Raw genomic sequence first — 23,911 nt, forward strand, 5'->3', positions numbered from 1 at the left:
CAGCCCATCCACGCCTTCTGCGCGGAACCGCTTGACCCATTTGGCGACAGTCTTTGGCGTAACGTTGAACTGGCACGCGGCGGCTGCCTTGCTCAGCCCGCCTTCAACAACGCATCGCACCATGGCCTCTCGACCTTTGGGCGTCAGTGGCGCATTCTTGTGAGTGTCCATTCGGTCCCCCGCGAATCACTGTGTGTTTGGTGACATCAGCGTTCACGGCACGGGCCGAATGGACAACCTCCTGAAAGTTCACAGCTAGAGCATGATCCGGAAAAGTGGGTAGCGGTTTTCCAAAAAGATCATGCTCAATCAAAGACCTAAAGCGCGATGACGAGTCAACCAAATCTCATCGCGCTTTAGGGGCCCGCGTGGCGGGCTCGCGCGGTTCTAGAGCTTGTGACCCTTCTGGCGCAACGCATCGGTCAGCCGGGCGCGCAGTTCATCTGTCGCCTTGCGGCTGATGTCCTGGCCGATCTGCGTGGTCTGCTGTCGCAGGCCTTGCGATATTCGGAGCAGCTTCTGGCCGACCGGTTGATGGTAGAAGTTATCCAGCTGCCGCAGCTCGTCGAGCGTGAAGTTCGTCGCATAAAGGGTCGCAGCTTGCTCGATCATCTGGTTGTAGAAGGGCGTATAGGCGTTTGCGATCATCGCCGCCATCGAATCATAATCCTGCTCGATTTCCGGCCGGTCCTGCGTCACGACAGGCTTCAAGCTCAACAGGATCACCGGCAGCAGCGCGCGGTATTGATCGGCCAGCCCCATGGTGGTCACGAGGTTCCGCGCCGTGGTCATGGCCTCAGGCGAGGGCGTTTCCGCGGCTGCCGGCAGAGCGAGGCACAGCAGCAGGGCTGAGATCAACGACAGATATCTTGACATGTCGCGCTCCTGTCACGCCTTCGCCGCTTCGACCGCGGGCATCACGGGCTCCTCGTCCTCGAGCACCTGCACGAAGAGGTCGGGCACCTCCCGCGCGCGATCTAGAACCCAGGCGATGCCGATCATGATCACGATGCCCAGGAGGCTCACGGCGAGCTGCTCCCAGGCGCCCTTGGTGTATTGCGTCAGGATCCAGTGCGCCGAAAACGACAGGAACACGCCGATGCAGAAGAGCGGCAGCGAATGGCGGCCGCACAGAACGGCGGGATGAAGCCATTTCGTGTACAGCGGTTTCCAATGGCGCGTGACGATGGAGGTGACGATGACGGCAAGCGCGAAGAAATGGGTCAGGCGCAGCATGTCGAGGTCGGTCTTGTCGATCGGATAGATCACCTTGATCATCCATTTCGGCACCAGCGCCCCGAGCGCGGGAATGTGCCAGGTCATCACGATCAGGAAGGCGAACAACAGCCAGAGACAGGCGATCGTCATGCCGAGCTTCGACCAGATGAGCGAGGCGTATTTCCCGATCTCCCCGGAGCCGCACCAGGCGGCAAACACGAACAAAAGCTGCCAGCAGAACGGGTTGAAATACCAAGTCGCGCCCGGCGGGTAGGACGCGATGTTCCAGTCGAAGATGCGGGAGGGAATATACAGCAGTATGGAAGCGAGCAGCGTCAGGTTGGGCCGGCGGGTCAGGCACCACACCATGAAGGGCGCCGCCAGGACCAGCACGATGAAGAGCGGCAGCACGTCGAGATTGACCGGCTTGTACCGCAGCGTGAGTGCCTGGCCGATCAGGACGTCCGGGTGCTGCAGGAAATTATGGACGTTGAACTCGTCCTCGTACATCGGATTGTCGAAGCGGCGCACGGTGCGCGCGATTTGCGCGGTGAAGATCAGGAATAGCATGATGTGGGCGACGTATAGCTGCGCCGCCCGGGTCCACAGCCGCTTCAGCGCTGCCATGAACATACCGTCCTTGACGACGGGCACGTAGATGAAGCCGACCAGGTAGCCGGAGATGAAGACGAAGAATTCGGCCGCGTCGCTGAAGCCGTAATTGCGCAAGGTGAGCCAGCCGACCACGTCGTGCGGAATGTGGTCCAGGAAGATCATCCACAGTCCGATGCCGCGGAAGAAATCGAGCCGCACGTCGCGCTGGATCGGGTCGTACAGCCCTGTCGAAATCCGCTTGATCATGGCGCCCTCCCATTTTCAATAGCGCGCCGGGTGGGCGGCGCGAACAACAACGAAATGAGATTATAACCAAAATTCCAAATCCAAATCCTAGCCAGATTAGCGGTACGATCCAAGGTCGCTTATTGACTTGAATCAAGGTCGGCCGGTCAGGGCGCCGTGTGCCGGTGCGTCGCAATCCCGCATGTCGCAAGGATATCGCGATAGAGCTCGGCATAGCGGCTCGCGCGGTTGCGCCAGGACACGTCCGTCGTCATGCCGTGCCGTTGCAGGCTTTGCCAGGCCGGCTTGTCGTGGAAGGTGACGCTTGCCCGGCGCAGCGCGCCCGCGAGATTGTCGGCTGTGACCGGGCCGAACTTGAAGCCGGTCGCGCCTGCACCCGCTTCGTCGGCATCGACGACCGTGTCCTCGAGGCCGCCGACCCGCGCGACGATCGGCACTGCCCCATAACGCAAGGCACATAGCTGGGTCAGGCCGCATGGCTCGAATCGCGACGGCACCACGAGCGCGTCGCTGCCGGCCTGAATCAGATGGGCGAGACGTTCGTCATAGCCGATCACCACCCCGATTCGGCCCGGATGCGCCTTCGCGGTCGCCACATAACCGTCCTGAAGGTCGCGATCCCCGCTGCCGAGGAGCGCCAGCTGCATCCCTTCGCCCAGGATGGTGTCGAGATTTGCGAGCAGGAGGTCGAGGCCTTTCTGCCAGGAGAGCCGGCTGATGACGCCAAGCAGCGGAGCGTCCGGCTTTGGGTCGAGCCCGAACCGCCGCTGCAACGCGACCTTGTTGGCAGCGCGCCGCGACAGTGCGTCGAAACCGAAGTGTGCTGCGATGTCGGGGTCGGTTGCCGGATTCCACACCGCGGTGTCGATGCCGTTGAGGATTCCGCTCAAGGCAGCCGCGCGCTCGCGCAACAGGCCGCCGAGCCCCATGCCGCCTTCATCAGTCTGGATTTCCTGCGCATAGGTCGGCGAGACCGTGGTGATGCGATCGGCGAACTGCAGGCCCCCCTTCAGGTAACTGACCTTGCCATAATATTCGACACCGTGGACGTTGAAGGAGTCCGGCGGCAAGCCGATCGTTCCAAGCATCTCGTAGGGGAACAGGCCCTGATAGGCGAGATTGTGCACCGTCATCACGGTGCCGGGCCGCGGGCCCGAATGATAGTGCAGGAAGACTGGCGCCAGCGCCGCCTGCCAGTCATGTGCATGCACAATGTCGGGCACAAGCGGCGTGATGGCCCCGAGCGCGATATCAGCCGCCATGCGTGAGAGCGCCGCAAAGCGCAAGGCATTGTCCGGCCAGTCCTGGCCGTCGGGCCCGAGATAGGGGTTGCCGGGCCGCGCGAACAGGTGCGGCGCGTCGAGGACGAGGAGCTCCAGTCCCTCACACGTGCCGCCCAGGAGGCGCGCCGTCCCGCCATAGAAACTATCCAACTGCAGGAGCGTGTTGGCCGCAGGCAGCGCCTTGAGGATATCGGGATAGCCGGGCACCAGCGTTTTGGTCGCGACGCCGCAATCCGCAAGCGCCGCCGGCAAGGCTCCGGCGACGTCGGCAAGGCCGCCGGTCTTGACGAGAGGATAGATTTCCGAGGCGACCGAAAGGACGCGAAGCAGCGTCATGCATTCAGCCTGTCGATCATCGGCTGGGTGATGAGCGAGATGCCTTGCTGTGTGGTGCGGAAGCGCCTGGCATCGAACTCGGGATCGTCGCCGACGATGAGGCCTTCGGGAATGTTGACGCCGCGGTCGATCACGACGTTCTTCAGCCGCGCGGAACGTCCGACGGTCACATAGGGCATGATGACGGCGTTCTCGACGCTGGCATAGGAATGAATGTGCACGCCGGTAAACAGCAGCGAGCGGCGCAGCGAGGCGCCCGAGATGATGCAGCCGCCCGACACCAGCGACGCCACGGCCTGGCCGCGGCGGCCTTCCTCGTCATGTACGAATTTGGCCGGTGGCGCGAGTTCTGAATAGGTCCAGATCGGCCATTCGCGGTCGTACAGGTCAAGCTCCGGCACCACGTCGGTGAGGTCGATATTGGCCGACCAGTAGGCGTCCACCGTACCGACATCCCGCCAATAGTAGGCCTGCCGTTCTGTTCCGGACCTGACGCAGGACTGGCTGAATTGATGGGCGACGGCGCGGCCGTTCTTGACGATGTAGGGGATCACGTCCCTGCCGAAATCGTGGTTGGACGACGGATCGGCCGCGTCGCGCCGAAGCTCGTCGAACAGAAATTTGGTGTCGAACACGTAGATGCCCATGCTGGCAAGCGACATGTCGGGCTTGCCGGGCATCGGCGGCGGATCGTCCGGCTTCTCGATGAAGGCTTTGACCAGACCGTCTTCCTCGATATGCATGATGCCGAAGCCTGAGGATTCCGCGCGCGGCATTTCGAGGCAGCCGATGGTGACGTCGGCGCAACTCTCGACATGCTGCTTGAGCATCAGCTCATAGTCCATCTTGTAGATGTGATCGCCGGCAAGCAGGACGATGTATTTGGAGCCGTGCGCTTCTATGATGTCGATGTTCTGGTAGACCGCGTCCGCCGTGCCGAGATACCAGTTGGCCTCGGAGACGCGCTGGCTGGCGGGCAGGATGTCAAAACTCTCGTTGCGCTCCGGGCGGAAGAAATTCCAGCCCATCTGCAGATGCCGGATCAGGCTATGGGCCTTGTACTGGGTCGCGACCGCGATGCGGCGGATGCCGGAGTTGACGGCGTTGGAGAGCGCAAAATCAATGATGCGAGTCTTGCCACCGAAATAGACCGCGGGCTTGGCGCGCCGGTCCGTCAGTTCCAGAAGCCGGCTGCCGCGACCGCCCGCGAGCACGAAGGCCAGCGCGTTGCGCGACAGCGGCTCGTTTCCGACGCTACGCATTCCATTCCTCCCAATTTAGCTCTGACTCCCGAAATCGTCTCTTGTTCCGGCGGCGCTTTGCCGGGAGCCAATGGAACCGATTGTAGCCATGGGATTGGCGGGTCGGGAAGGGGGAGGGCTGTCATTCCAGGCCTCTGTTGGCCACGGACACGCAATCTCGTTCTTGCGGCCTCGTTCTCGCGGCGCTTTTGGCGCGTCAGGCTTGACAGGAAGTCGCGCTCGCCGGACGCGACGCAGAGCGGCGATGTCCAGCGCCCCGCATCTATCGAGGGATTCCGCCGGTCATGCCGCGGCCGTCGCCGGGGCGCGACGGGAGCGGACGCAGCCAGCTACGACCGTCAGCGATGGCGTACGCTGTTCATTTTGTTATTGGACGCAGCCACCCCACCTAGCCGCCGGCCTCTCGCCGTGCTCGCTACGGCGCGCCTGACCAGCGCCTTCAACTGCGCGATCCGCTGCTGGCCCCATCGCCAGATTTCGGATGATGTCACCCATTCATGAAACCGCATCCACGGGTGGTAGAGCATCACAAAGGTTGGAATCTGCATCAGGCGGTCACGGGTCAGCCTGAACAGGCGCTCGACCAGGGTAATCTTCAGGATCTCTCCTAGCGCAATGGTCAACACGCCTGAGACGACATGACCGGCAGCCACGAGAAACGCGCCGATTGGCTTCACAGGTTCAAGTATCACGACTGGGACCGAGAAGAGGGCGAGCGCTGGATATGGGCGCAGCCGGGCGATCCAGGCGTAGAGTGGTTGCAGGATTCGCAGGCCTCCGATCCACGCCGACAACGGACGTGCCACGGATTCGAACACCAGATCGGCGACGAAATAGATCGTCACGAGGGCATAGCCCAGACATTTCAGCAGACGCTTCATTGTGGGTCGCTCCTGCCGACAGAACGCGATCCGCGCCGTTCCGGTTCCGCTCGTGACAACCACGCTCGCGAAGGCGCAAGCGGTAACATGGTCTCGGTCGCGCCCCGACTCTGTACCCAGGCGGACGCACAATCAAGGGCGTCAGGGTCGCAGGGGTCGCAGCCTCAGGGCCACGCACCTTCGCTGTCCTGAAGTTGACGACCGGCCTCCAGCCTGGCAACGCCTGCATCGGTGGGGCGACCGTCCTGTCGTATCAAATGAAAATCGCCGCGCGCCACGGCGAATATCTGGAGCGGACGATCATAACCCCTGATGGGGCGCACACCGAGGGGGGCCAGCGCGACGCTGTCCTTCACCCGGGTGGCAACAACCGGATCCAGGAGAATCTGCGTGTCTTTCGCCGTGCCGCAAAGCCGCGACGCCAGATTTACAACGTTTCCGACCGCTGTGTAGTCGATCCGGCCTTCATAGCCCACGGTTCCAACGATAGCCGGTCCCATCGCGATACCGACGCCGAAGCCGATCGCATGGCCCTTGGCACGCCAGCCGGTGACGAGGCCTTGTACCGCTGCCTGCATGTCGATCGCGAGCCTGACGCCGCGCAGCGCTGGATTCTCGCAGGCGACCGGCGCGTTGACGAGAACCATCACCCCGTCGCCGCCGAAGCCGGTCAGCGTTGCTTCGTGGCGGGTGACGACCGCTCCGACGGCTTCGTAATATTCCGAAAGCACCGTCATGAGCACATCGGGCTCGGCGCGGGCAGCGAAGGCCGTGAAGTCGCGCAAATCACCGAAGACCGCGACGATCTCACGCCGCTGTCCATCCAGCATCCGCGCATCGGACTGCTCCACCAGTTCAGCAACCTGCGGTGCAAGGAATCGTTTGAGGCGGTTGATGCGTTCGGATTTTTCCTTCGAGACTGCCAGCTCTTCCGCCATTTCGTTGAAACGATTTGCCAATTGCTCCAGTTCGTCGCCGCTCGACATGGCGATGCGATGCTCGAAATGCCCGGCGCCGATCCGCTGCACGCCGTCCTCCAGCTGCCGGATCGGCCCGGACATGCGGTGAGCCAGCCAGTAGGCGAGCGCAGCCGCAACCAGGGCGCCGACGACGATGAGAGCCAGCGAACGCCACAGCGTGGCGCGGATGGATGCGAACGCTTCCGAAACGGGCTGTTCCGCAATCACCGTCCAGCCCACATTGTCGGCACGCACCGAGACGGCGACTACTGGCTCGCCTTTATCGCCTGTGGTCACGACCGCCGCCCCTTTCGCGGCGGCAATGGCGGATTTGAGCCGATTGAGGTCGGCCGAGCCAGCATCCCCGCGCAACACCCTGCTGATGTCGGGGTGGGCGATCAGGCGTCCGGAATCGTCGACGACAAAGGCGCGGCCGGTGTGGCCGATTGCGATCGAAGCTATGACATCCCAGATGAGCTTGAGATTGATGTCGGCGATGGCAATGCCGTCGGCCGCGCGATTTCCGGCAACCGCGATTGTCATGTAGGGCTCGGAAGCGCGCCGATACGACAGCGGGCCGTACCAGATCTTGTTGGTGCGGGCGCCGAGGACCGCCGGGTCCGCCGCCATGTCTGCGCCTCGACCCGTTCTGTTCAGGCCAAATCTGGATACGAAGGCGCGCTCAATTCCACTCTGGTCAACCAGCGTGATCGAGACGATTGCGGGGACCTGCTGCAGCAGGCGCTCGGCATCGATCTTGTGGGAGTCCTCTTCACCTGCGATCCACGGAAACTGGACAACCCAGCCGATCTGATCGCCGATTCCATCGATGAAGGTTTGTATCCGGTCGGCCGCCGACCGTGCGTCGGCCTGAAGAAGCTCATTGAGGTTGAGACGCTGGTCGCGGTAGCCGAACCACGCCTCGCCGGCGGCGCCGATGACGAGGGGTACGACCACTGCAACAAACAGCGTGACGAAATATTTCAGGAAAAGGGAGCGACGCTGGCGTACGACTGGAGAAATGACTTTGTCAGAATAGCGATCGTTCCGTAACAAACCGGACATGCCGACCTCATTCAATCACCTTGCTCGCGCGAAACAGGATGGAGGACATGGCGCTCTCGACACCGAGGGCCTTTGCAGTCTTTAAGTTCACCGTCAGTTCAAATCTCGTGGGCCGCTCGACGGGAAGATTGGCGGGCTTTTCGCCGCGCAAGATCCTGTCGGCATAGGTCGCAAGCCAGAAATAGGTGGCGCGCTGGTTCGCGCCATAGCTCAAAAGCCCGCCCGCTTCGCAATATTCGCTCCAGCCAAACATCGATGGCCACTTCCGCGCAATGGCAAACTCGGCAAGCTTGGTCCGATGCACCATCGTCACGGCGTCCGGGAACACAAGCATCGCGTCTGCGTGCGCATTGCCGGCCTGCTCGATCGCCTTATCGATTTCACGCGTGCCAAAGAAAGGAACATACACGGGATCCATACCCAGCGCCTGAGCGGCCTGCCGCGTCGTCCGCCATTCCGATTGTTCTCCCGGGTGATTGGTGTTCGAAATCACCGCGAGCGTTCGAAGCTTGGGAAAAATGTCCTTGAGCAGTTCAACTCGCTTTCCCGCCAACTCGAGTGAGAGAAAGCTCGAGCCTGTGAAATTGCCGCCCGGCTGTGCCATGCTCTTGACGACGCCAAGCTCGACGGGGTCGCCGCTGAGGGCAAATAAAACGGGAACGTCTGTTACGGCCGTCATTGCGCGGGTCGCCGGTCCGCTCGATACCGCCAGGTCGATGTTGCCTCCCTTCAATTCGGATATCACCTGCCGCAGCGCGCCGGGATCGCCGGCCGCGTAATGCAGCTCGAAGACGACGTCTTTTCCTTCAACATAGCCTCGCTCGCGCAATCCTTCCCGAAAGCCATCCAGGAACGGGTCGGGCCGGGATTCGGTCGACACCCAGAAGATGCGATAAACCTTCTTTGGCTGCTGTGTCGGCTGCTGCCCGCGCGCCATGTGCGGCCAGATCACCGCACCACCTGCAAGCGCGATGAAATCTCGCCGCCTCACGGGAGCCAAATCCTAGTTGCCGTCCATAAAGCAGTCGTTGCTAAAGCGAGTGACAGCCACAATAGATTATCTGATCCTTGGAGGACTTTCCAACGTGGCGTCAGCGTGCGCGGCCTGCGCGCGGCATCCGGACTGAGCCAATTTGTCACATCTCATCTTCAACCCGAGTGCCTCGCGACCATCAAGGTGATCCACTGGTTGCAATGGCGAAGCGAGACATTCGGTGCCTTCATCGCTTGGCAAAGCGTCCAACGCGACCACGCTCGCCTGCCAGCGCTAAAGTTATACCGGGTTTGAGCATTGCAGATGTGAGCTACTTCACATCAACTGCGTCCTTCACATCAACAACATTTGAGGTTTGCCCATTCGCTGACGAGCCACCGCGACACCGTAGGACGCGATGGCGCAACGTTTGGCGCCCTCGCGGTATCGCAAGGGCGGCGAATTATGCCTTGCCGCGCTCTCGCATCACACGCTCGGTCACGTCGCGGGCCATGGCGACGGAGCCGAGCACGGCGCCGCCTTCGTCCCTCACCAGGGCAAAGGTCATCTCGATGTAGAGCTTGCGGCCGTCCTTGTGCTGGGCGCGGGTGAGAGTGGGGCGTCCTGCGAGCTTCATGGTGCCACTCGCGAGTGCGGCGTCAAAACCCTTCCAGTGCGCGGCGCGCAGGTGCTCGGGGATGATGAGATCGAGGCTTTGGCCGAGCGCCTCTTCCGCGGAATAGCCGAACAAGGTACTCGAGGCACGGTTCCAGCGCGTGATCGTGCCGGAACGGTCGGCTGAGATGAGCGCGTCGGCGACGGCATCGAGGATGCGGGCGTCGAGGCTTGACTGGTCGTTCATCTCTCCACCTCTTGTGACTGATACTTCGGTCTTGAAGTCACGGAGAGAAATCCGCGGGTCAGGGCCCCGGGCTTTCGCCGGGGGCGACAGGCTTGTGAACGCGATCCTATCCCGGATTGGGCTTCAGGCCAGCGGCTTCGATCCCGGCAATCGCGCAAATCTCGTCATTTTCGGAGGTGTCGCCGCTGACGCCGACCGCGCCCAGGAGCGTCGTGCCGTCCTGGATCAGAACGCCGCCGGGCACCGGCACCATGCGGCCCTGTGCCAGCGTGTTCACCGCATCGATGAAATAGGCCTGCTCCTGGGCGCGCTGGTACAGTGCGCGCGAGCCCATGCCCATCGCGAGCGCGCCGAACGCCTTGCCATGCGCGACCTCGGCACGGAGGAGGCTGGTGCCGTCCTGGGCCGCGGTCACCTTGACCGCGCCGCGCGCGTCCAGAATGGTGATGACCAGCGGCTTCAGCTTCTTTTCCACCGCCCTGGCGAGCGCGGCATCGAGGATCTTGCGGGCGATGTCGAGGGTCAGTTCAGCCATGGGCGGGTTCCTTGCACGATGGGGAGGTTTCGAATGATGGCGCACGATCGAGGCTCATCGCAAGCACTTGCGCGACATGCAGCGCATTGCGCTGCGCGCCATCGGCGATCTGGTGACGGCAGGAGGTGCCGTCGGCGACAACCAGCGTCTTGCTGTCGGCGCGGCGCACGGCCGGCAGCAGCGAGGCTTCGGCCATTTGGATTGAGGCCTCATAGGTCTCGGCGCCGTAGCCGAAGGCGCCCGCCATGCCGCAGCAGCTGGATTCGATGGTCTCGACCTTCAGTTCCGGCACCAGCCGCAGCACCTCTGCGACCGGCTTGAACGCATCGAAGGATTTTTGGTGGCAATGGCCGTGCACCAGCGCGGTGACCTGCAGTGGGCCGAGCGGCAAATTGAGGCGGCCGGCCTTCGCCTCGCGGGCCAGAAACTCCTCGAACAGCAGCGCATGGGCGCTGACGGCCCTTGCGCTGACGTCCGTGCGCAGCGACAGCAGTTCGTCGCGCAGCGTCAGCAGACAGCTCGGTTCGAGCCCGATGATGGGCACGCCGCGCGCAGCGTAGGGCGCATAGGTCGCGACCAGCCGGTCGAGCTCGGCGCGTGCCTCATCGACGAGACCCGCGGAAAGAAAGGTGCGGCCGCAGCAAGGTGGCCGGCCGCCTTGCGCAGGGCTTGGTATGTGGACGCGATATCCGCCGGCGACCAGCACCCGTAAGGCAGCGTCGAGATTTTCGCGCTCATAGATGCGGTTGAACGTGTCGGCGAACAGCACGACCTCGCGGCCGCCTAGCTGTCCGACAGCTTCGCGTTGCGGTCGGAACACGTCGCTGCGGAACGCGGGCAAAGCACGCTTGGCGCTGATGCCGGTGAATTTCTCGAACAGGCGCCGCAGCAACGCGCTGCTGTTGCGCAAATTGGCGAGGGGTGCTGCGCGCGCGGCGAAACCGGCATAGCGCGGGAGATAGCCGACCAGGCGATCGCGCAAGGAAAGTCCGTACCGCTCTGCGCGCGCGGCCAGAACCTCGATCTTCATCTTGGCCATGTCGACGCCGACAGGGCATTCGCGCCGGCAGGCCTTGCAGGAGACGCAGAGTTTCAGGCTCTCCATCATCTCGTCGGAGGTGAGCGCGTCCGGGCCGAGCTGGCCGGAGATCGCAAGCCGAAGCGTGTTGGCGCGGCCGCGGGTGACATGCGTCTCGTCGCGGGTGGCGCGGTAGGACGGGCACATCACGCCGCCCTCGAGCTTGCGGCAGGTGCCGTTGTTGTTGCACATCTCGACCGCGCCCTGGAAGCCGCCGCCGGCGCCGGAATAGCCCGACCAGTCGAGCACGGTCTTCAATTCGCCGATGCGATAGTCCGGCGGATAGCGGAACAGGGTGCGATCGTCCATAGCAGGCGCATCGACGATCTTGCCGGGATTGAGCGTATTGCCGGGGTCGAAGCGCGCCTTGACCTCCTTGAAGTCGGCAACGATGCGCGAGCCGAACATGGCGGCATGGAATTCCGAGCGCACGATGCCGTCGCCATGCTCGCCGGAATGCGAGCCCTTGTACTCGCGCACCATGGAGAACGCCTCTTCGGCGATGGCACGCATCGCCTTGACGTCCTTCTCAAGCTTCAAGTTCAGCACCGGGCGCACATGCAGGCAACCTTCGGAGGCGTGCGCATACATGGTGCCGCTGGTGCCGTGCCTGGCAAACACCTCGTTCAGCCGCGCGGTGTAATCGGCGAGATGCGGCAGCGGCACGGCGCAGTCCTCGACGAAGGAGACGGGCTTGCCGGCCTCCTTCATCGACATCATCACGTTGAGGCCGGCGGCGCGGAAATCGGCGATCGCCGCCTGCAACGCGGGGTCGATGATCTCGACCACGCCTCCCGATTTGCCTTGCGCATTGTTCCAGCTAAAGCCCAGATCGGCCATCAGTTCGGAGAGCTGCTTCAAGCGCTGGAGATTGTCCGCCTGGTCCTCTTCGGCGAACTCCACTAGCAGCAGCGCCTCGGGGTCGCCGCGCACGGCGGCCTCAATGACAGGCACGAACATGGCGATGTCGCGCCCCAAGCCGATCATGGTGCGGTCGACCAGCTCGATCGCGATGGGCTTGAGCTTGACCAGATGCTGGGTGGCATCCATCGCCTCGTAGAAGCTGCCGAAATGGCAGACGCCGAGCGCCTTGTTGCGGATGACCGGCCAGAGCTTCAGCTCGACCTGCGTGGTGAAGGCGAGCGTGCCTTCCGAGCCGACGAGGAGATGCGCCATGTTGTTGGGCGCGTTGCGCGGAGTGAGCGCATCCAGATTGTAGCCGCCGACACGACGCTGCACCTTCGGGAATTTATCCGCGATTTCCGCCGCCTCGCGCTCGCCAAGCGCGAGCATGTCACGGAACAGGGCAAGCCCCTCGTCCGGCGCGTCGACGCTTGCAAGATCGCGCGGCACGTCGCCGAAACGCATCCGCATGCCGTCGGCGAGGGCAGCCTGTATCGACAGCGTGTTGTCGCGCATGGTGCCGTAACGCAAGCTGCGTCCGCCGCAGGAATTGTTGCCGGCCATGCCGCCAATGGTGGCGCGCGAGGCGGTGGAGACGTCGACCGGAAACCACAGGCCGTGCTTCTTCAGCTGCCGGTTAAGGTCGTCGAGCACGATGCCAGGCTCGACAATGCAGGAGCGGTTGTCGAGGTCGAGCGAGACGATGCGGTTCAGATATTTCGAGAAGTCGATGACGAGGCCGTCATTGACGGTCTGGCCGCATTGCGAGGTGCCGCCGCCGCGGGGCGTGACCTTGCTTCCCGCGTCGCGGCCGATCGCCAACGCCCGCAGCGCCTCGTCCATTGTGCGGGGCACGACCACGCCGGCCGGCATGATCTGGTAAAAAGAGGCATCGGTCGCATAGCGGCCGCGACTGAACCGGTCGAACAGGACCTCGCCGGTGATTTCCGACCGCAGCCGGCGCTCGAGCGGTGACGCGTTGTTCATGGTCCATTCCAGGATAATGCAAGAGGGGCGTTTTGAACCGATCCGGGAATAGATGCAATATGCTCTGGTATAATGTTATTTATGAGTTCAGATTCGGTGACGACGTGGCGGCTGGTGCGCCGGTCTCGGCCTCGTCGAGATGGTCAAGCGCGGCGGCGCGCTTGGCGCGGAGGTGGTGAAACAGGATGTCGCTGAGTTCGCTGCCGGCGCGGCGGCGGAGTGCGTCCAGGATAGCCTCATGCTCGCGCATGGCCTCGCCCCAACGCTGCCTTTTGCGGGCGAAATTGGCGGAATAGCGCACGCGGCGGATGCGGCCGGCGAAATTGGCGTAGGTCGCGCGCAGGATCTGGTTGCGCGCGGCGTCCACGATCCTCTCGTGGATGCGCTGGTTGATTTGGAAGTAATTGTGCATATCGCGGTGCAGGTAGTGGCCGTACATCTCGTAATGCAGCCGCTCGATCCCGGCGATTTCCTCATCCGTGATGTTTTCGCAGGCGAGGCGCCCGGCCAGGCTCTCCAAGCCACCCATCACGTCGAACAACTCATCGAGGTCGCGCCGCGACAGCTGGCGCACCCGCGCACCGCGGTTGGGGAGGAGCTCGATCAGTCCCTCTGCCGCCAGCACTTTCAGCGCTTCCCTCAAGGGGGTGCGCGAAATGCCGAACATCTCGCAGAGCTGGCGTTCGGGCACGCGCGCTCCCTCGGCGATATTGCCTTCAACCACATAGTCGCGCAGCCGCGACAGGATCTCGCCATGGAGCGAAATCTCGCCACCATTGCCGGCCGGCTTGGTCAAAGGCACGCCATCCTCGGGAATCATCGATTTCATGTACGTAACAATATTTCAGTGGAACCATCGTCGTCGATGGCTCAATTTGCATATAAAGGAGGATTGCACATCCAGAAAATGAATGCAAAAGTTCCGTAGATCACCCGTTTGCCTGAGCTTGAGAGGTTACCATGGGCCAAGGCCGCCATTTTCTGCAGATTCCGGGGCCGAGCCCGGTCCCCGACCGCGTCCTGCGCGCTATGGACATGCCGGTGATCGACCACCGCAGCGCCGAATTTGGCGAGTTGGGGCGGACGGTGCTGGAGGGAGCGCAGAAAGTCTTCCAGACCTCAGGTCCGGTCGTGATCTTCCCATCCTCAGGCACGGGCGCCTGGGAAGCCGCCATCGTCAACACGCTCTCGCCCGGCGACAAGGTGCTGATGGTCGAGACCGGCCATTTCGCCACGCTCTGGTGCAACATGGCCAAGCGCTGGGGCATCGAGGTCGACTTCATTCCCGGCGACTGGCGCCGTGGCGCCGATCCGGCCGAGCTGGAGGCAAAGCTCGCTGCGGACAAGGCGCATGCCTTCAAGGCGGTGATGGTCGTGCACAACGAGACCTCGACCGGCGCGACCAGCCGCATCGCAGAGATCCGCGCGGCGATCGACCGCGTCCAGCATCCGGCGCTGTTGATGGTCGACACCATCTCCTCGCTCGGCTCGGTCGACTATCGCCACGAGGACTGGAAGGTCGACGTCAGCGTCAGTTGCTCGCAGAAAGGCTTCATGCTGCCGCCGGGGCTGGGCTTCAACGCGATCTCGCAGAAGGCGCTGGCCGCATCCAGGACCAACAAGATGCCGCGCTCCTATTGGGATTGGGACGAGATGCTCAAGCCCAACGCAAAGGGCTTCTTCCCGTACACGCCCGCGACCAATCTGCTCTACGGCCTGCGCGAGGCGGTTGCGATGCTGCTGGAAGAGGGGCTCGACAAGGTGTTCGCGCGGCATCAGCGGCTTGCGGCCGCGACCCGCGCCGCCGTCAATCACTGGGGCCTCGAAGTGCTGTGCCAGGAGCCGAAGGATTTCTCGCCGGTGCTGACCGCGGTGCTGATGCCGCCGGGCTATGATGCCGACGAATTCCGCAAGGTCGTGCTCGACAACTACAACATGTCGCTCGGATCGGGCCTCTCCAAGGTCGCCGGCAAGGTGTTTCGTATCGGCCATCTCGGCGAATGCAACGAGCTCACTCTGCTTGCAGCGATCACCGGCGTGGAGATGGGGCTGGCGGTCGCCGGCGTCCCGCACCGTGCCGGCGGCGTCGATGCCGCGATGACATTCCTGGAGCAGCGCCCGCCGGGGAACGCCAGCCATCTCAAGGTCGTCGGCAGCTAGCCGCGTGTGGTGAGGCGGCAGTGGTTCACTCTACCGGAGGGAGAGGTCGGATCGCATCGCAGGATGCGATCCGGGTGAGGGATTACGATCCCTCGTGAGCGCTGCGGCCCCTCAACCGATCTGCACTGGACGATGCTTCGCATCGCCAGGAGCAAATCGACCTCCCCCCGCTGGGGAGAGGTGAGCAATCCGGTGAACGCCGCGATCAAACGACAGAACAACGGAATGCGGGAGTGAAAATGGGAGTTCGGTTCAAGGCCACGCACGTCGTCCTGGCGATGCTGTGCGTGATGTATTTCATCACCTACATCGACCGGGTGAACATCGGCACTGCCGCGAGCGAGATCCAGAAAGACCTGCATCTGTCCAATACACAGCTCGGTCTCGTGTTCTCCGCCTTCGCCTATCCCTATCTGCTGTTCCAGGTGATTGGCGGCTGGGTCGGCGACCGCTTCGGGCCGCGCCAGACGCTATTCTGGTGCGGCATGATCTGGGCGGCGGCAACCATCATGACCGGCTTCGTCTACAGCCTGCCGGCGCTGTTTGCCGCGCGCTTCGCGCTCGGCTTCGGTGAGGGCGCGACGTTCCCGACCGCAACGCGCGCCATGCAATACTGGACGCCTGCAACCAGCCGCGGCTTTGCCCAGGGCCTGACGCATGCCTTCGCCCGGCTCGGCAATGCGGTGACCCCGCCGATGGTGGCGCTCTTGATCGTCTATTTCACGTGGCGCGGCGCCTTCATCGCGCTCGGCCTTGTCAGCCTGGTCTGGGGCATCGCCTGGGTCTGCTACTTCCGCAACGAGCCGCGGGAGCATGGCGGGATCACCGAGGCCGAACTCGCGACGCTGCCGCCGCGTCCGACCGGCGAGCGGCCGCGCGTGCCCTGGGGGCCGTTGCTCCGCCGCATGTGGCCGGTGACCTTGACCTATTTCTGCTACGGCTGGACCCTGTGGCTCTACCTCAACTGGCTGCCGCTGTTCTTCAAGAACAGCTACAATCTCGACCTGAAGAACTCCGCGCTGTTCGCCTCCGGCGTCTTCTTTGCCGGCGTCATCGGCGATAGCATCGGCGGGCTGCTCTCCGACGGCATCCTCAAGCGGACCGGCAATGTTCGGCTGGCGCGGCTCTCGGTGACGGTGCTGGGATTTGCCGGCGCACTTGCCTCGCTGTTTCCGATCCTGTTCGTCCACGACATGACCGTGGTCGCGCTCTGCCTGTCCTCGGGCTTCTTCTTCGCTGAAATCACCATCGGACCCATGTGGTCGATCCCGATGGACATTGCGGCGAAATATTCCGGCACGGCCGCCGGCATCATGAACTCCGGCTCGGCCCTGGCTGCGATCGTTTCGCCTCTGGTCGCGGGCTTTGTCATCGATGCCACCGGCAATTGGTACCTGCCGTTCCTGATGTCGATGGGGCTGTTGGCGCTCGGGGGAGCCTGCGCCTTCCTGATGCGGCCGGAGTTGCCCTTCGAGGCGGCTGACCGGCCGGTGCCCCTGGCCGGTGTGGTGACGGCCCGGTAAGGCTTCGGCGATTTTGCGAGCGATTTCCGCCGTCTTGTGCATTGACGGCGGCGGCGGGGCGGGGGACAAGCCGGGCGAATGGTGCTATTCGAGCCCCTCGCCAAATCGAGCCAAATCAAGCCGAAACCAAATCAAGACCGGGAAGAACGCCGATGACTTTGCACACGGGAAGGCATTTTCTTCAGATTCCAGGGCCGACCAATATCCCCGACCGGGTGCTGCGGGCCATGGACATGCCGGGGCTGGACCATCGCGGTGCGGAATTCGCCGAGCTTGGCTTTGCTGTACTTACCGGCATGCAGCGGATGTTCCGGACCAAGCAGCCGGTGATCATCTATCCGTCGTCCGGCACCGGTGCCTGGGAGGCGGCGATCGTCAACACGCTGCAGCCCGGCGACAGGGTGATCATGGCCGAGACCGGCCAGTTCGCCGTGTTGTGGCGCGGCATCGCCGACAAGTTCAAGCTCGATGTCGACTTCGTCCCGGGCGACTGGCGCCGTGGCGCCGATCTTGCCGCCATCGAGCAGCGGCTTGCCGCCGACAAGGCCCACAAGGTCAAGGCGGTGATGGTCGTGCACAACGAGACCTCGACCGGCTGCGTCACCTATCCGCTCGAGGTCCGTAAACTGCTGGACCGGGTCAAACATCCCGCGCTCTTGATGGTTGACACGATCTCGGGCCTCGGCTCGCTGGACTATGAGCATGACGCCTGGGGCGTCGACATTTCGGTCGCTGGCTCCCAGAAGGGCCTGATGCTTCCGCCCGGGCTCGGCTTCAATGCCGTCTCGGAGAAGGCGCTCGCCGTGGCCAAGGCCAATCCCGGCATGCGCTCGTACTGGGAGTGGCAGGATGTCATCGCCTTCAACAAGCTCGGCACCTTCCCCTATACGCCGGCGATCAACCTGCTGATGGGCCTGCGCGAGGCGATCAGCATGCTCGAGGAAGAAGGGCTGGAGAACGTGTTCGCCCGTCACAAGCGCCACAGCACGGCGACCCGCGCGGCCATGAAGGTCTGGGGGCTCGACACCCAGTGCGCCGATCCGCAGGCTCATTCGCCGGCGCTGACTGGCGTGGTCATGCCGGAAGGCCATGACGCCGACAATTTCCGCAAAGTGGTGCTGGACAATTTCGACATGTCGCTCGGCACCGGGCTGAACAAGATCAAGGGCAAGGCGTTCCGCATCGGCCATATCGGCCATTTCAACGACCTGATGCTGATGGGCACGCTCTCCGGCGTGGAAATGGGCCTCGAGCTCGCGCGCGTGCCGCATCGCAAGGGCGGCGTGCTGGCGGCAATGGAGGTTCTGACCAGCCGAGAGGCGGCGCCGATGCCGAAGGCCGCCGTCGCCTGAGTTTCGCAATTCACGCCAAGAAGAAGGACAAGCGCGATGAACGCACCGGTCGCTGCCAGCGAAGACCTGCTCTACTCCGTCCAAGACGGCATTGCCCGGCTCACTTTCAACCGCCCGCAGGCGCGCAACGCGCTGACCTTCGCAATGTACGAGCAGCTGGCCACGACTTGCGAGAACATCAACGCCGATCCTTCGATCAAGGCACTGATCCTGACCGGGGCCGGCGACAAGGCGTTCGCGTCCGGCACCGACATCTCGCAGTTCCGCGCCTTCAAATCCGCGCAGGATGCGCTCGACTATGAAGCGCGGATCGACCGCGTGCTCGGCACGCTGGAGCAGTGCCGCGTGCCCGTCATCGCCGCGATCGCCGGCGCCTGCACCGGCGGCGGCGCCGGCATCGCCGCCTGCTGCGACATCCGCATCGGCACCGAGGCGACGCGGATCGGCTTTCCGATCGCGCGCACGCTCGGCAACTGCCTGTCGATGTCCAACATCTCCCGCCTGGTGTCGCTGATCGGGCCGGCGCGCACCAAGGACCTGATCTTCAAGGCGCGGCTGGTGGAAGCACCGGAGGCGCTCGCGCTCGGGCTCCTCAACGAGATCGTGCCCGACGTCGAGACCTTGCAGCGCCGTGCCGACGAGACCGCGAAGCTCGTGGCCTCCCATGCGCCGATCACGCTTGCGGTCACCAAGGAGGCGGTGCGCCGCATCCGCCGCACGCTGTCGCGCGACGAGGGCGAGGACCTGATCCTGCGCGCCTATATGAGCGAGGATTTCCGCGAGGGCATGGACGCCTTCCTCAACAAGCGCACGCCGAACTGGAAGGGCAAGTAAGGCGTCAAACGAGGCTGGCGTCTCATGCGAAAGTCATACGCTTCGCCTCGGCGAGCCAGCTTGAACTGACCGGCAATCCTCCGCACAATGGCGGCTGGTGATGCTCACCAGCCGTGCTAAACCCCCGACCAAGAATCCATAAGGATCAAGGGAAGAAACTCGTGCGCAAGATTGTCCAAGTCGCTGCCTTGCTGGCGGCAATGCTGACGGCGACGCCAGGCCATGCCGGCTGGGAGCCGACGAAACCGGTCGAGATCGTCGTCGCCGCTGGCGCCGGCGGCGCCTCCGACCAGATGGCGCGGATGATGCAGGCCGCCATCCAGAAGAACAACCTCATGAAGCAGCCGATGGTGGTGTCGCTCAAGGGCGGCGCCTCCGGGGCTGAGGCCTTGATGTACATGAAGGCCAGCGAGGGCGATCCTAACAAGATACTGATCGCCTATTCGCTGATCTACATGCTGCCGCTGTCGGCGAAGATTCCCTTCGACTGGCACGATCTGACGCCGGTCGCGGTGATCGCGCTCGACCAGTTCGCGCTGTGGGACAATGTCCAGGGTCCCAAGACCGTGAAGGAGTTTATCGACGCGGCGAAGGAGGCAACCTTTCCCTTCAAGATGGGCGGGACGGGATCGAAGCGCGAGGATCACGTACTGACTGTGTTCGTCGAGCAGAAGACCGGCGCCAAGTTCTCCTATCTGCCCTACAAGTCGGGCGGCGAGGCCGCGACGCAACTGGTCGGCGGCCATATCGAATCCAACGTCAACAACCCCTCCGAAAATCTCGAGGTCTGGCGCGCCGGCCAGGTGCGCCCGCTCTGCGTATTCGACAAGGAGCGGATTTCCTACACCGCGAAGGTGACCGCGACCCAGTCCTGGCACGACATCCCGACCTGCAAGGAGGAGGGGCTCGATGTGCAATATCTGATGTTGCGCGCGATCTTCCTGCCCGGCAAAGTGACGCCGGAGCAAAAGGCTTTTTATGTGGACTTGTTCAGTAAGGTGGTCCAAACGCCCGAGTACAAGGACTATATGGAGAAGCAGGCACTGAAGCCGATCTTCCTCACCGGTAAGGACATGCTGCAGTTTCTCGAGGATGACGACGCGCTCAACAAATCTTTGATGACGCAGGCGGGGTTTGTTGCGAAGTGAACCTGCCGTCCATCCATGTCCCGCTGATCCGGGGCATTCCACGTTGCAAAGAGACCGGGAAGACCGGCGGCCATCCCGGGGTTGTTGGATCATCGGTTGGAATCTCTCATCGGGCAGCCCGGCTGTTCGTTGGCGAATGATGATGTTGAGCCAATAGCCAAATCTATAATTTATGTCTGACACCGATCTGGAAATCATTGTCGACGACCCCACCGCACCGTCGGCCGATTCGCCGACGGTGACCAGCAACCGCACGGCCGATGTCGTCGTTTCGCTGCTCTTGCTCGCGCTCGCCGTCACGCTCGGCTACGACAATTGGCGCACCGGCATCGCCTGGGACGAGACGGGGCCGCAGCCCGGCTATTTCCCGTTCTATCTGTCGGTGATTCTCGGCGCCGCGAGCGTTTATGGTCTCGGCGCCGCGCTCCTGTCGCGCAAGGAAGCGCTCGAGGGCTTTGTCACCCGCGCGCAACTGCGCCGCGTGATGGCGGTGTTCGTGCCAACCTTCCTGTTCTGCCTGGCGACCCAGTTTCTCGGCCTCTATGTCGCGAGTTTCCTTTTGATCGGCGGCTTCATGCGCCTGGTCGGCAAAATCGCGCTGTGGAAGTCGCTGCTGACGGCTTTTCTGTTCACGGCAATCATGTTCGTGACCTTCGATGTCGTGTTTGACGTCATCATGCCGAAGGGGCCGCTGGAAGCGGCCTTCGGCTACTAGCGACGGGGCTGGGCGGGGCGAAAGATGGAAGCCTTCGGTCTGTTGCTGCACGGCTTTGCGGTTCTTCTGACCTGGAAGACGCTGGCGCTGATGATGGTCGGGCTCGTGCTCGGCATTTTCGTTGGCGTGCTGCCGGGGCTCGGTGGTCCCAACGGCGTTGCGATCCTGCTGCCGCTTACCTTCACCATGGATCCGACCTCGGCCATCGTGATGCTGTCCTGCATCTATTGGGGTGCGCTGTTCGGCGGCGCCATCACCTCCATCCTGTTCAACATCCCGGGCGAAGCCTGGTCGGTGGCGACCACCTTCGACGGCTATCCCATGGCACAGCAGGGCCGCGCGGCGGAGGCACTCACTGCGGCCTTCACCTCGTCCTTCATCGGCTCGCTGGTCGCCGTCCTCCTGATCACTTTCCTGGCCCCGCTGATCTCCTCCTTCGCGCTGAAATTCGGGCCGCCGGAATTCTTTGCGGTGTATCTGCTGACCTTCTGCTCCTTTGTCGGCCTTGGGCGCGAGGCCAAGCACAAGACAGTGATCTCGATGTCGCTCGGGCTGCTGCTCGCGGGTATCGGCATGGACACCGTATCCGGGCAGCTGCGCATGACCTTCGGCTCCGGCGAGCTCTTGCGCGGCATCAACTTCCTGGTCGCTGTGATCGGCCTGTTCGGCATCAGCGAGATCCTGCTCACCATGGAGGAGCGTCTGGCGCTGCGCGGGCACGCGGCGGCGATCAGCCTGCGCGTCGTGCTGTCGGTATGGAAGGAGCTGCCGAGATACTGGGTGACGTTGCTGCGCTCCTCGGTGATCGGCTGCTGGCTCGGCATCACGCCCGGCGGCGCGATCGCGGCCTCCTTCATGGGCTACAACCTCGCCAAACGTTTTGCCAAGGAGCCCGAGAGCTTCGGCAAGGGCCGCATCGAGGGCGTGTTTGCGCCCGAGACCGCGGCACATGCGTCCGGCACCTCGGCGCTGCTGCCGATGCTCGCGCTCGGCATTCCAGGCTCGGGCACCGCCGCGATCCTGCTCGGCGGCTTGATGGTGTGGGGCCTCAATCCGGGGCCGCTTCTGTTCGTCGAGCACAAGGATTTCGTCTGGGGCCTGATCGCCTCGATGTATCTCGGCAATGTTGTCGGCCTCGTGCTGGTGCTCTCGACCGTGCCGATCTTTGCGTCCATCCTGCGCGTGCCGTTTGCGGCGGTCGCGCCAATGATCGTGGTGTCCTGCGCCATCGGTGCCTATGCGATCCAGAACGCCATGTTCGACATCTGGCTGATGCTGCTGTTCGGCGTGGTGGGCTACGTCTTCAAGAAGATCGGCATTCCGCTGGCGCCGCTGACGCTCGCGCTCGTGCTCGGCAGCCGCGCCGAGGACGCATTCCGCCTGTCGATGATCGGGGCGGGCGGCGACATCAAGGTGTTCTGGTCGAATTACCTGGTCGGCTCAATCACCACGCTGGCGATCGTGCTGCTATTCTGGCCGCTGATCGACAAGGCGTTTGCGCGGCTGCGGGAATTGGGTCGACCCGCGAAAAGAGCAGGGTAGCAGCAACGCGACAACCGTCGAATCAGCTCTGAACTAGAGCATTTCCGGTTCTGATTGAATCAGAACCGGAGCTCTAGATTCTTGTTTTGACGCGTTTTCTTCACGCGAACCGGCGTCCACTTCGCTCGAAAACGCTATAAAGCTGTGGCGCTCCTCACACCACCTTGCGCTGCTTAAGTTCGGCGATCTCGCCGGCGCTGAAGCCGAACTCGGCCAGCACCTCCGCGGTCTGCTCGCCGAATTCCGGTGGTCGTGCGTCCATGTGGCTCGGCGTGCGCGACAGCTTGAAGGGCTGGCCGACCAGGCGGATGTGGCGGCCCTCCGCATTCGGTACGTCCTGCGCCATGCCGAGATGCTGCACCTGCGCATCGGCAAACACCTGGTCGATGGAATAGATCGGACCGCAGGGCACGCCGGCCGCGTTGAGTTCGCTGACCCAGTACTCGGTCGACTTCGTCGCCGTGCGCTTGTCGATCTCGGCGTTGAGCGCATCGCGGTTCTTCGAACGCGCGGGCGCTGTGGCATAATCGGGATTGCTGACCAATTCCGGCGCGCCGATCGCTTGCGCGCAGCGCTCCCAGGTGCGGCCGCCGGCGGTTGCGATATTGATGTAGCCGTCGGAGGTCTTGAACACTCCTGTCGGGATCGAGGTCGGATGGTTGTTGCCGGCCTGCTTCGCGACGTCCTTGTCCATCAGCCAGCGCGCGGCCTGGAAATCCAGCATGAAGATCTGTGCCTGCAACAGCGAGGTCTGCACCCACTGTCCCTCGCCCGACACGTCGCGCTCCAGCAGCGCGGTGAGGATGCCCATGGCGCAGAAAAGCCCGGCGGTGAGATCGGCGACGGGAATGCCGACCCGCATCGGACCTTCGCCAGGCGCGCCGGTGATCGACATCAGCCCGCCCATGCCCTGCGCGATCTGATCGAAGCCGGGGCGCTTGTGATAGGGGCCGTCCTGGCCGAAGCCGGAGATGCTGCCATAGACGATGCGCGGATTGATCTTGCGCACGCTCTCATAGTCGACGCCGAGCTTGGTCTTGACGTCGGGCCGGTAGTTCTCGACCACCACGTCGGCCTTGGCGGCCAGCCGCATGAACACCTCTAGTCCACGGGGGTCCTTCAGGTTCAGCGCGATCGCCCGCTTGTTGCGGTGCAGGTTCTGGAAGTCGGCACCGTGCCGTGGTCCGCCTAAGGATTCTCCGGGCGCATCTTCCAGCAGCGCATCGATCTTGATGACGTTGGCACCCCAATCCGCAAGCTGTCGCACACAGGTCGGACCGGCCCGCACGCGGGTCAGGTCAAGCACGGTGAAGCGGGACAGGGCTTGCGAGGCGTGCGGAATGGCCATTGCAGGGGAAACTCCGGGGACGTGGACGGAACGGTATAGGGGAGTGCGGTACTATCGACAATCCCGCAGCCTGGGGCTAGCCGGGG

At 63.4% G+C, this 23,911-nt stretch carries 20 protein-coding genes; 7 read left to right on the top strand and 13 right to left on the bottom strand.

Annotation, left to right across the window (positions count from 1 at the left end; all coding sequences use genetic code 11):
* The 12 genes from A3AI_RS46605 to A3AI_RS0133265 form a co-directional block, all read right to left on the bottom strand.
* A partial coding sequence (locus tag A3AI_RS46605) for a helix-turn-helix domain-containing protein (protein ID WP_036050510.1) occupies positions 1 to 171 on the bottom strand: 171 nt, incomplete at its 3' end.
* 216 nt (positions 172 to 387) lie between these two features.
* Complete coding sequence (locus tag A3AI_RS0133215) at positions 388 to 876, bottom strand: DUF2059 domain-containing protein (protein WP_024519687.1); 489 nt, start codon at positions 874 to 876, stop codon at positions 388 to 390.
* A gap of 12 nt (positions 877 to 888) precedes the next feature.
* The gene (locus tag A3AI_RS0133220) at positions 889 to 2,079 is read right to left on the bottom strand and encodes an OpgC domain-containing protein (protein WP_024519688.1); all 1,191 of its coding nucleotides are present in this window, start codon (positions 2,077 to 2,079) and stop codon (positions 889 to 891) included.
* 146 nt (positions 2,080 to 2,225) lie between these two features.
* Entirely contained in the window at positions 2,226 to 3,698 is a 1,473-nt protein-coding gene (gene glgA / locus A3AI_RS0133225; protein ID WP_024519689.1) for a glycogen synthase GlgA, read from the bottom strand.
* Positions 3,695 to 4,960 (bottom strand): glucose-1-phosphate adenylyltransferase, encoded by a 1,266-nt coding sequence (glgC, locus tag A3AI_RS0133230; protein WP_024519690.1) that lies wholly within the window; start codon positions 4,958 to 4,960, stop codon positions 3,695 to 3,697. The genes glgA and glgC overlap by 4 nt, the downstream gene beginning before the upstream one ends.
* 338 nt (positions 4,961 to 5,298) lie before the next feature.
* The gene (locus A3AI_RS0133235; RefSeq protein WP_024519691.1) at positions 5,299 to 5,841 is read right to left on the bottom strand and encodes a hypothetical protein; all 543 of its coding nucleotides are present in this window, start codon (positions 5,839 to 5,841) and stop codon (positions 5,299 to 5,301) included.
* A gap of 164 nt (positions 5,842 to 6,005) precedes the next feature.
* Entirely contained in the window at positions 6,006 to 7,865 is a 1,860-nt protein-coding gene (locus A3AI_RS0133240; protein WP_024519692.1) for a cache domain-containing protein, read from the bottom strand.
* Positions 7,866 to 7,872: 7 nt separating this feature from the next.
* Positions 7,873 to 8,856 (bottom strand): ABC transporter substrate-binding protein, encoded by a 984-nt coding sequence (locus tag A3AI_RS0133245; RefSeq protein WP_024519693.1) that lies wholly within the window; start codon positions 8,854 to 8,856, stop codon positions 7,873 to 7,875.
* 445 nt (positions 8,857 to 9,301) lie between these two features.
* On the bottom strand, positions 9,302 to 9,700 hold the full coding sequence (locus tag A3AI_RS0133250) for a PAS domain S-box protein (RefSeq protein WP_024519694.1): 399 nt from the start codon (positions 9,698 to 9,700) through the stop codon (positions 9,302 to 9,304).
* A 106-nt stretch (positions 9,701 to 9,806) separates the two neighbouring features.
* On the bottom strand, positions 9,807 to 10,235 hold the full coding sequence (locus A3AI_RS0133255) for a GlcG/HbpS family heme-binding protein (RefSeq protein WP_024519695.1): 429 nt from the start codon (positions 10,233 to 10,235) through the stop codon (positions 9,807 to 9,809).
* Positions 10,228 to 13,203, bottom strand: a complete 2,976-nt coding sequence (locus A3AI_RS0133260; protein WP_024519696.1) for an FAD-binding and (Fe-S)-binding domain-containing protein — start codon at positions 13,201 to 13,203, stop codon at positions 10,228 to 10,230. The genes A3AI_RS0133255 and A3AI_RS0133260 overlap by 8 nt, the downstream gene beginning before the upstream one ends.
* 79 nt (positions 13,204 to 13,282) lie before the next feature.
* A complete protein-coding gene (locus tag A3AI_RS0133265) occupies positions 13,283 to 14,032 on the bottom strand; it encodes a GntR family transcriptional regulator (RefSeq protein WP_024519697.1) in 750 nt (249 codons plus the stop codon).
* A gap of 131 nt (positions 14,033 to 14,163) precedes the next feature.
* Between A3AI_RS0133265 and A3AI_RS0133270 the strand changes: the two genes are divergently transcribed.
* The 7 genes from A3AI_RS0133270 (at position 14,164) to A3AI_RS0133300 (ending at position 22,477) form a co-directional block, all read left to right on the top strand.
* A complete protein-coding gene (locus tag A3AI_RS0133270; RefSeq protein ID WP_024519698.1) occupies positions 14,164 to 15,363 on the top strand; it encodes a pyridoxal-phosphate-dependent aminotransferase family protein in 1,200 nt (399 codons plus the stop codon).
* Between the two features lie 239 nt (positions 15,364 to 15,602).
* Positions 15,603 to 16,886 carry an MFS transporter gene (locus A3AI_RS0133275; RefSeq protein WP_024519699.1) on the top strand — a complete coding sequence of 428 codons (1,284 nt, stop codon included), beginning with the start codon at positions 15,603 to 15,605 and terminating at the stop codon, positions 16,884 to 16,886.
* Positions 16,887 to 17,038: 152 nt separating this feature from the next.
* Entirely contained in the window at positions 17,039 to 18,238 is a 1,200-nt protein-coding gene (locus A3AI_RS0133280; protein WP_024519700.1) for a pyridoxal-phosphate-dependent aminotransferase family protein, read from the top strand.
* A 36-nt stretch (positions 18,239 to 18,274) separates the two neighbouring features.
* On the top strand, positions 18,275 to 19,072 hold the full coding sequence (locus tag A3AI_RS0133285) for an enoyl-CoA hydratase/isomerase family protein (protein ID WP_024519701.1): 798 nt from the start codon (positions 18,275 to 18,277) through the stop codon (positions 19,070 to 19,072).
* Between the two features lie 200 nt (positions 19,073 to 19,272).
* The gene (locus tag A3AI_RS0133290) at positions 19,273 to 20,220 is read left to right on the top strand and encodes a tripartite tricarboxylate transporter substrate-binding protein (protein ID WP_156928053.1); all 948 of its coding nucleotides are present in this window, start codon (positions 19,273 to 19,275) and stop codon (positions 20,218 to 20,220) included.
* A gap of 172 nt (positions 20,221 to 20,392) precedes the next feature.
* The gene (locus A3AI_RS0133295) at positions 20,393 to 20,935 is read left to right on the top strand and encodes a tripartite tricarboxylate transporter TctB family protein (protein ID WP_024519703.1); all 543 of its coding nucleotides are present in this window, start codon (positions 20,393 to 20,395) and stop codon (positions 20,933 to 20,935) included.
* A 24-nt stretch (positions 20,936 to 20,959) separates the two neighbouring features.
* On the top strand, positions 20,960 to 22,477 hold the full coding sequence (locus A3AI_RS0133300; protein ID WP_024519704.1) for a tripartite tricarboxylate transporter permease: 1,518 nt from the start codon (positions 20,960 to 20,962) through the stop codon (positions 22,475 to 22,477).
* A gap of 154 nt (positions 22,478 to 22,631) precedes the next feature.
* Here A3AI_RS0133300 and A3AI_RS0133305 read toward each other — a convergent pair whose 3' ends face one another.
* Positions 22,632 to 23,825 (bottom strand): CaiB/BaiF CoA transferase family protein, encoded by a 1,194-nt coding sequence (locus A3AI_RS0133305; protein ID WP_024519705.1) that lies wholly within the window; start codon positions 23,823 to 23,825, stop codon positions 22,632 to 22,634.
* Positions 23,826 to 23,911: the final 86 nt, after the last annotated feature.

Source organism: Bradyrhizobium sp. Tv2a-2 (assembly GCF_000472425.1).
Lineage (GTDB): Bacteria > Pseudomonadota > Alphaproteobacteria > Rhizobiales > Xanthobacteraceae > Bradyrhizobium.

Bases quoted from the DNA above. Each gene is read 5' to 3' on its own strand.
- A3AI_RS0133250 (WP_024519694.1), bottom strand. From the start codon at position 9,700: ATGAACGACCAGTCAAGCCTCGACGCCCGCATCCTCGATGCCGTCGCC.
- A3AI_RS0133290 (WP_156928053.1), top strand. From the start codon at position 19,273: ATGCTGACGGCGACGCCAGGCCATGCCGGCTGGGAGCCGACGAAACCG.
- A3AI_RS0133265 (WP_024519697.1), bottom strand. From the start codon at position 14,032: ATGAAATCGATGATTCCCGAGGATGGCGTGCCTTTGACCAAGCCGGCC.
- A3AI_RS0133300 (WP_024519704.1), top strand. From the start codon at position 20,960: ATGGAAGCCTTCGGTCTGTTGCTGCACGGCTTTGCGGTTCTTCTGACC.
- A3AI_RS0133260 (WP_024519696.1), bottom strand. From the start codon at position 13,203: ATGAACAACGCGTCACCGCTCGAGCGCCGGCTGCGGTCGGAAATCACC.
- glgC (WP_024519690.1), bottom strand. From the start codon at position 4,960: ATGCGTAGCGTCGGAAACGAGCCGCTGTCGCGCAACGCGCTGGCCTTC.
- A3AI_RS0133295 (WP_024519703.1), top strand. From the start codon at position 20,393: ATGTCTGACACCGATCTGGAAATCATTGTCGACGACCCCACCGCACCG.
- A3AI_RS0133285 (WP_024519701.1), top strand. From the start codon at position 18,275: ATGAACGCACCGGTCGCTGCCAGCGAAGACCTGCTCTACTCCGTCCAA.
- A3AI_RS0133220 (WP_024519688.1), bottom strand. From the start codon at position 2,079: ATGATCAAGCGGATTTCGACAGGGCTGTACGACCCGATCCAGCGCGAC.
- A3AI_RS0133270 (WP_024519698.1), top strand. From the start codon at position 14,164: ATGGGCCAAGGCCGCCATTTTCTGCAGATTCCGGGGCCGAGCCCGGTC.
- glgA (WP_024519689.1), bottom strand. From the start codon at position 3,698: ATGACGCTGCTTCGCGTCCTTTCGGTCGCCTCGGAAATCTATCCTCTC.
- A3AI_RS0133240 (WP_024519692.1), bottom strand. From the start codon at position 7,865: ATGTCCGGTTTGTTACGGAACGATCGCTATTCTGACAAAGTCATTTCT.
- A3AI_RS0133235 (WP_024519691.1), bottom strand. From the start codon at position 5,841: ATGAAGCGTCTGCTGAAATGTCTGGGCTATGCCCTCGTGACGATCTAT.
- A3AI_RS0133215 (WP_024519687.1), bottom strand. From the start codon at position 876: ATGTCAAGATATCTGTCGTTGATCTCAGCCCTGCTGCTGTGCCTCGCT.
- A3AI_RS0133275 (WP_024519699.1), top strand. From the start codon at position 15,603: ATGGGAGTTCGGTTCAAGGCCACGCACGTCGTCCTGGCGATGCTGTGC.
- A3AI_RS0133255 (WP_024519695.1), bottom strand. From the start codon at position 10,235: ATGGCTGAACTGACCCTCGACATCGCCCGCAAGATCCTCGATGCCGCG.
- A3AI_RS0133280 (WP_024519700.1), top strand. From the start codon at position 17,039: ATGACTTTGCACACGGGAAGGCATTTTCTTCAGATTCCAGGGCCGACC.
- A3AI_RS0133305 (WP_024519705.1), bottom strand. From the start codon at position 23,825: ATGGCCATTCCGCACGCCTCGCAAGCCCTGTCCCGCTTCACCGTGCTT.